The following is a 6,548-nucleotide window of genomic DNA, read 5'->3' as shown; positions in this document are numbered from 1 at the left end:
CGGCGTGCTGTCTGCGGGGAGATCGAGTTCGCCCGTAAGCGCTTCGACGCGCTGGCGCAGTAGCTTGACCGCCAGCCGGACGCCGTGCGCGCCGCCGCTCCAGATCCGCATCGGCTGACCGGAGGTGTAGTAGGCGGTGACGGTGCACCAGAACGGTGCGGCTGGTCTCCAGGGCCGTTCGCGGGTGAAGACGCTCGGGGCGGTGGGACGTTCCGCCTCGGTCCGGGTGGGCGCCAACCGGGGCGTGGGGGGCGTTCGGCGGCGAGCCTTGATCGAAAGGCGTCTGAGCAGCGTTCTCATGCGACGCTCCTGAGCAGAGAGCGCGGCAAGCCACGGTCGCGACTGGCCCCAGTGCTGACCGGCCAAAGCCGCGAGCGCTGAGTCTCGCCGACGCGGATGTCCGTGCGCGCGCCGCTGGCGGCCGCCGAAGTAACGACTTCCTCAGCGGTCTCGTTGTCGGCGACGGTGGCGGCGATCTCGAACCAGACGATCTTGGCCCGGGGCGGGGCTTCCGGATCCGGAGGCACGACGTGCCAGCCGATCTTGTCCATGCACTTCTCGACGAGGAGCAGGCCTCGCCCTCCGGTCGCTTCGGTCTCGGCGTTCACGAGGCGGGGCAGTTCCGACGCCGGGTCAGCTACCCAGATGCGTAGCGTCCCGTCGGCATGGAGTTGAGCACCGTAGCTGATCCGAAGGGTGTCGTCCTCCGCCTCTCCGCCACAGCCGTAGGCGATGGCGTTGCCGAGGAGTTCGGTGAGGCAGAGCTGCACGTCGGCGGCTACGGCGTCTTCGAGGACGACGCCGAGGTTGTTCAGATCCCGGATGATCTGCCGCCGGGCCGACCTGACCTTCTCAAATCTCGCAGCAACCACGCGAGTATTAGTCGTGCGCATGACAGTTCCTCCGAGGCGGGACGGTGCACGAGCAGTAGAGACTGGATTCCTAAAGTTGCCGAGCTGGGGAGTCGACTTCGTCATCAGCCGATGCGCCGGCGCCTGGAGCCCTCAGCGCCCGATCGCGCCTTCACCCGAGCCACGTCCCCGTATGCCGTCGCCCGAGACGTAAGCCCTTCCCCGCGGCGCTGCCGGGTTCGAACGGGGCCCACCGCTGTAGAGCGGCTGACCTGGGGTGTCCAGCGCGCCCGCGACCAGAGACCACCCGCGGTCGGCCAGGATCGCCGTCAGCCGGTCCCACTCCTCAACGCTGCCTGCCACCATCGACCGTGTCCAGGTCACGATGCCCTTCACCGTGCCACGCGACAGCGCGTCGGAGAGGTCAAGCCAACCGGGTCGGTCGTTGAGGTCGGCGAGCGGCGCGGTGTCGGTGAACGTCTCCGCGACAACCCACTCCCGAGCATCCGCGTACTGGCGACATGGGTCCGCCAGAGCACCACCCGCGTCCCCATCGGCGGTTGCGATGTACAGCGCTACCGGGACTCGGCCCGGTAAGCGAGGTGTGTCCGAAGGCATGCGACCACTGTCGCGGAACTGCGACGGTCCGTGAACCTGCGCCCTGTATGACTTCCGGAAGCCGTACAGGGCGGTACTCGCATGGCGCGTACGAGTTCTTCGATTCGTCGTCAACTAGACGCCGGTGGTTGCCTCGTCCGGTGTCATAGCACTGGACCGAGGCGCCTCCAACTCCAGAAGGCGCGCGACCCTCGAGGCCGTCTCCGGGCCGTCCGCGTGGACCGTGGTGATGCCAAGTGACTCGGCCGGCGGGAGGTTCCTACGGTGGTCGTCCACGAAGATGCACTCGGAGCCGGCCAGGCCCATTCGGTCGAGCGTGCACTGGTAGATCGCCGGTTCCGGCTTGGCTATCCCCTCATCGCCACTGATCACCCGCACGTCGAACAGATCCCACACCCCGGTCTCCACGTAGGGGTTGTACGGGGCGAGGCCGTAGGAGTTCGACAACAGCGCCACCACGATCCCGGCGTTCCTGGCGGCACGGGCGAGTTCGACCATGGCGGGAACCGCGCGGACCTTCGCGTGTGCGCGCCCCATCAGGTTGTCGGGCTCCACGCCCATGATCGCCGCCGTGCCCCGGTTCCACTCCTCCTGGGACATCCGACCGAGCTCCAGCTCCACGTACAGCGCACGGCCGACCGGGTCGTCCTCCAGGGTGCTGCGCCAGGTGTCAGCGGGCAGGCCCTCGCGGGCGCACCACGCCCGGGACGACTGGCCGATGGGAGTGCTCATCACTCCCGCGAAGTCGAGGATCAGGCCGCGCAACGTGTTCTCCCGAGGGTCAGGCGAGTCGGACGGTCGGAGAGGTCCCTAGGATCTGGGACAACTTCCGCAGCCGGCTGGTGCTGGCTTGGCCGGCCCTCTGGATGATGACACCTGGGATGGCCTGGTGACGCGACCACTCGGGGTGGGCGGAGCACACCTCGAGCAGGGTGTCGACGGAGGTGTCCCACTGGCGGGCGTCGCACTGCGCGAGCGCGACGTCGAGCATCATGCGGTTGTGGGCAGCCTGGGTGAGGCCGGTGGGGTCGAATCGTCCCGCGATCTCAAGGGCACGCCCTGCGCTGCCGAGCGCCACGTTGACGCCCACGGCTTGGGCGGCGGCGTAGGCGGGTCCGAACTGCATCCCGTTGCAGTAGACGTCGCGGCCCAGCCGGGCGGCCACGGCGTGGGACTGGGACATCAGGTCGGCGGCGCGCGCGGAGTCGCCGAGGCGGGAGGCTGCTACGGCGGCGAAGGTGATGTTCTTGCCGTAGGCGGCGAGGAGCCCGGAGCCTTGCTCCGAGAACGTCGGCTCGTACCGCGCGGCCGCGGCCTCCGCTTCGTGTAGCGCCTGCTCCACCCGGTTATCGCGCAGGAGGATCCTCGCGCGGGCGGATCCGAGCATCAAGACCCGGACTGGGTCGGCGGCAAGCTCCGAGTACCGCATGGCGTGGCCGATGGCCGCGTACGCGAGGTCCCGCGCGCCGAGGAAGTTGGCGATCAGCCCGCACGCGCGGTAAGCGTCGGAAAGCAGAGCGCTCACGGCGGCTTCCTGGCCTGCCGGAGCATGCTTGGCGTACAGGGCGACCGATCGCAGGAACGGAGCTGCCAGTACTCCGGCGTCCGTGTACGCGCCCCGCCAGTAGACCCGCCAGAGGCGCGACGCAGCCTCGGCGAGGTCGGCCGGGCCGGGGGCGACGTCTTCGGAGGGGTCGAAAAGGATGCCGGCCGCCGTGTCATGGACGGCACGGGACAGGTCGCGCAGCATCGCCCGGTCGTTCGGGCTCATACCCCTACGGGGTGCTTGCTGCCCGAGGATCACCGACACGTCGGTGTGCAGGCCCTCGGCGATTCTCAGCAGGGTCGGGAGTGAGACGTTCCCGCCTTGCTCGAGCTTCCGTAGGGTGTGCAGCGAGACTCCGCTTGCGTTCTCTTGCCGCGGAGCATCTTGACCCGCTCGCCTGTCGTGAACTCCGGCCACTGGCTCATACCGCCCACCCCTCCTCTGGTATCTCCTCGGACCGTACCTGCCCCCGACCGCTGATGAACCGGGTTCACCACGAGAAGGTCCTACCCGCAAGGCCCATTGACGATCCGCCACCGATCCGCTTTCAGCACGGAGGAATGCGCAGTCCCGCCCCGGCGGGGCCGGGGCATCCAGCACCGGTGAGTTCACGGTCAGAGGCTCATTGGGCCAGCCTTCGTAGGCAGCCACCGTGGAGACGTAGGCGTACCGGCTGACGACCGGGTGCCACCCAGCACAGTGCGGGGCGACAGCTCGGAGGCGGAGGTGTGCCTCCCACCCTCGTTCCAGCGCGCCACTCACGACCGCCCGGCCCAGGAACCAGCCACCGCCCAGGACGATAATCCTCATATGGACGATTCCTGCCAGTCCCGCGCCTCCCCGCGCAGCCGCCTGCGGAATCGGGTGCCGCCTACCGCTCACGCAGCAGGTCGGAGTACTGGTCAACGACCTACTGCTCCAAGTCGTCCGGGATGGGGCGCACTACAGCCAGAGCGTGGCTCTCCACCGTCTCGGGTGAGACTCAAGCTGCGACCTCGCTGTGTGACGTGCCGGCGGCCCGCGGCTAGGCGGTGGGGGCTGCCGTGTGATCGAATCGCCCAGCCCTGGCGCCTTCAAGGAAGTCCTTCCACTCGGTCCACGCGAAGAGGAGAGGGTCCTTGTCAGGGTTCAAGGTGTCGCCCAACCCGACGAGTCCACGGTCGAGGAAGGCGACCTTGACGCAGTTGGTTCCACCGCTGCTGGCCGTCAGCCACTCCGCACGGTCGAACTGGTCCCTGACCCATGTCGGGTCGAGGAGGTTCTTCTCCTCAGCGGTGACGATGGTGTCAGCGTCAGCGAGGGAAGCGTGGGGCGCGAAGTCGTGGGTCACAAGAGGTCCTTGGCGATTCGAGCGAGCAGTTCCAGCGATTCCTTCGGCGGCAGGGCATCGGTCTTCAGGTGATCGCTGCAGGTGTGGTAGTCGGTGACGGTTGCCGGGTCGTTGAGGTGAAGGGCGGTCTTCATACCCTCGATGGTGACCGAGTCATGGCCGGTCGGGAACGTCCAGGCCATGTAGGGCCCGTCCGTGCCGGCGTGCGCGCCGCGCGATGGCGGGATGACCTGGATGACGATGTCACGGTGGGCGTGGGCCAGTTCGATGAGATGAAGTACTTGAGCGCGAGCTGTGGCCCGGCCTCCGACTTCCTGACGGAGCTGGGCCTCGGTGAGTACCGCCCAGATCCGTAGCGGGGTCTTGCGGGACAGCGCGCTGAGGCGGGTGTTCCGCCGTACCGTGATGAAGCGCTCAATGTCCTCGTCACTCTTCCAGGCTCGGCCGGCGACGACTACGGCCCGCTCGTAGTCGTCGCACTGAAGGAGGCCGTGGACGACTACCGGGCACCAGATGAACAGGGTGTTGGCGATCTCCAGGTTGGCGAGGTAGTCGCCGAGTGGGTCGTCTGCGACGCCGGGGTAGCGCTGGTGCCAGTCACGGTCGCGGGCGTTGCGCACCATCTCGCGCCAGGCTTCCTGGACGGCGGGGTCGGCGATCTGGAGGACATCGAAAAAGTGCGGGAGTTGCTGCGGCTTGATCCCCTGCGTGCCGTTCTCGATCTTCGAGATGGTGGACGCGGAGCCATACCCGAGTGCGGCGGCAGCCTGTTCGACGCTCCAGCCGAGTCGGGTCCGGGCAAGCCTGACTTCGCTCGCAAGGCGGCGTCGCCGCGGTGTCGGCTCGACAGCCACCTTCAGCACCTCCCCTTCTCTGGGACAGGCTAGCGGTTAGGCAGTAACTCGCATATGCCGGTTCGGCGAAAAGGACAGAGTGTCCTTTCCGACCCTCTTGCCGTTTGCCTGACGTAGCGTCATCATCGGTTCACGGTTGGGAACGGGACCGTGCGCCACCCTGCGGTCGGCAGGCGCCTCCCGTGGCCCCCTCGAACTTCGTTACACCACAGCCCGATTGCCGCCTGTGGGCCCTCATCCCGGTGCTACGTCCGTCCAGCTCGCGACGGCCCGGGAAGGCCCTTCGCGGACGTTCGGGCAGATGGGAGGCAACAACATGGACCAAGCCACCGTCTTAGAAAGTGTTGGGTAATTGATCAACTTCGTGGCGTGATGCACTGGCGGTGATCGTCGCGGTCGAGGCATCCGCGACGATCACCGCCATGTGTGTCTGCGCGTGCAAGCCTTCCTACGACTCGTCGTTGACGGATGCCCAGTGGCTGGTGATCGAGCCTCTGCTGCCCGAGCGGGATCCGCGTCGGGGAGGGCGGCCGTTGAAGTTCCCGCGCAGGCTGGTCGTGGACACCGTGTTGTACGTGCTGGTCAGCGGGTGTGCGTGGCGCCTGGTGCCGCACGATCTGGCGCCGTGGGACGTGGCCTACCGGTGGTTCCGCGCCTGGACGGCCGACGGCACGTGGAACCGGGTCCACGAGACGCTGCGCGAGCGGGTCCGGGTGGCGGACGGGCGGGATCCGCAGCCCTCGGCGGCGGTGCTGGACTCGCAGTCGGCCCGCAGCCACCAGGGCGGCGAGGCGATCGGCTACGACGCGGGAAAGCGCGTGCGGGGCCGCAAGCGGCACCTGCTCGTGGACACCTGCGGGCTGGTCCTGCGGGCGGTGGTGCACTCGGCCTCGGTGCAGGACCGGGCGGGCGCGAAGCTCGTCCTTTCCGGCATCCGGGAGCTGTTCCCGCAGGTCGGGCTCGTCTGGGTCGACGGCGGCTACGTCAACATCGTCGATGCGGGCCTGGTCGGCTGGGCGGCGGAACGCGAGAACCTGGAGATCGTCGCGGTGCCGCGCAATGCTGATGTGAAAGGCTTCCAGGTGCTGCCCCGCAGGTGGGTGGTCGAGCGGACATTCTCCTGGCTGGGACGGTGCAGACGGTTGGCACGGGACTACGAGCGCAAGACCGCGCACGCCGAAGCGATGATCAAGGTCGCCATGATCCGGCTCATGGCCGCCCGCCTCGCCGGCGAGGAGGTCGAACCGCGCGGCCCCATTGAGACCGAAGCAGCCCGCCGCCTCGCCGACGACCTCAAGAACGAGTGATCACCCGATTACCCAACACTTTCTTAGCGGCGCTCTCCTCGG

Annotated in this window: 8 protein-coding genes; 1 reads left to right on the top strand and 7 read right to left on the bottom strand. The window is 68.1% G+C overall.

The window, feature by feature from the left end; genetic code table 11:
- From OG556_RS41075 to OG556_RS41045, 7 genes are all read right to left on the bottom strand, one after another.
- The coding region (locus tag OG556_RS41075) for a hypothetical protein (RefSeq protein WP_371523335.1) at positions 1-300 on the bottom strand (300 nt) is incomplete at its 3' end.
- A complete protein-coding gene (locus OG556_RS41070; RefSeq protein WP_331722407.1) occupies positions 297-893 on the bottom strand; it encodes an ATP-binding protein in 597 nt (198 codons plus the stop codon). The genes OG556_RS41070 and OG556_RS41075, both read right to left, overlap by 4 nt.
- Before the next feature lie 111 nt (positions 894-1,004).
- The gene (locus OG556_RS41065) at positions 1,005-1,469 is read right to left on the bottom strand and encodes a recombinase family protein (RefSeq protein ID WP_331722406.1); all 465 of its coding nucleotides are present in this window, start codon (positions 1,467-1,469) and stop codon (positions 1,005-1,007) included.
- Between the two features lie 114 nt (positions 1,470-1,583).
- Positions 1,584-2,201, bottom strand: a complete 618-nt coding sequence (locus OG556_RS41060) for an HAD-IA family hydrolase (RefSeq protein ID WP_371523333.1) — start codon at positions 2,199-2,201, stop codon at positions 1,584-1,586.
- Between the two features lie 49 nt (positions 2,202-2,250).
- On the bottom strand, positions 2,251-3,240 hold the full coding sequence (locus OG556_RS41055; RefSeq protein ID WP_331722404.1) for an XRE family transcriptional regulator: 990 nt from the start codon (positions 3,238-3,240) through the stop codon (positions 2,251-2,253).
- 799 nt (positions 3,241-4,039) lie between these two features.
- The gene (locus OG556_RS41050) at positions 4,040-4,345 is read right to left on the bottom strand and encodes a DUF397 domain-containing protein (RefSeq protein WP_331722403.1); all 306 of its coding nucleotides are present in this window, start codon (positions 4,343-4,345) and stop codon (positions 4,040-4,042) included.
- Positions 4,342-5,208 carry a helix-turn-helix transcriptional regulator gene (locus OG556_RS41045; protein WP_331722402.1) on the bottom strand — a complete coding sequence of 289 codons (867 nt, stop codon included), beginning with the start codon at positions 5,206-5,208 and terminating at the stop codon, positions 4,342-4,344. Before OG556_RS41045 ends, OG556_RS41050 begins: the two co-directional genes overlap by 4 nt.
- A 413-nt stretch (positions 5,209-5,621) precedes the next feature.
- Between OG556_RS41045 and OG556_RS41040 the strand changes: the two genes are divergently transcribed.
- Positions 5,622-6,506, top strand: coding sequence for an IS5 family transposase (locus OG556_RS41040; protein WP_331722408.1), 885 nt, complete (start codon positions 5,622-5,624; stop codon positions 6,504-6,506).
- The last annotated feature ends 42 nt before the right edge of the window (positions 6,507-6,548 follow it).

The organism is Kitasatospora sp. NBC_01300 (assembly GCF_041435235.1).
Classification (GTDB): domain Bacteria; phylum Actinomycetota; class Actinomycetes; order Streptomycetales; family Streptomycetaceae; genus Kitasatospora.
Note: the sequence above shows the minus strand (reverse complement) of the source record. Positions and strands in the feature narration are given on the sequence as shown.

What these genes read in the sequence shown, in the direction of transcription:
- OG556_RS41055 (WP_331722404.1), bottom strand. Translation starts at nt 3,240, where the DNA reads ATGAGCCCGAACGACCGGGCGATGCTGCGCGACCTGTCCCGTGCCGTC.
- OG556_RS41060 (WP_371523333.1), bottom strand. Translation starts at nt 2,201, where the DNA reads ATGAGCACTCCCATCGGCCAGTCGTCCCGGGCGTGGTGCGCCCGCGAG.
- OG556_RS41070 (WP_331722407.1), bottom strand. Translation starts at nt 893, where the DNA reads ATGCGCACGACTAATACTCGCGTGGTTGCTGCGAGATTTGAGAAGGTC.
- OG556_RS41065 (WP_331722406.1), bottom strand. Translation starts at nt 1,469, where the DNA reads ATGCCTTCGGACACACCTCGCTTACCGGGCCGAGTCCCGGTAGCGCTG.
- OG556_RS41040 (WP_331722408.1), top strand. Translation starts at nt 5,622, where the DNA reads ATGTGTGTCTGCGCGTGCAAGCCTTCCTACGACTCGTCGTTGACGGAT.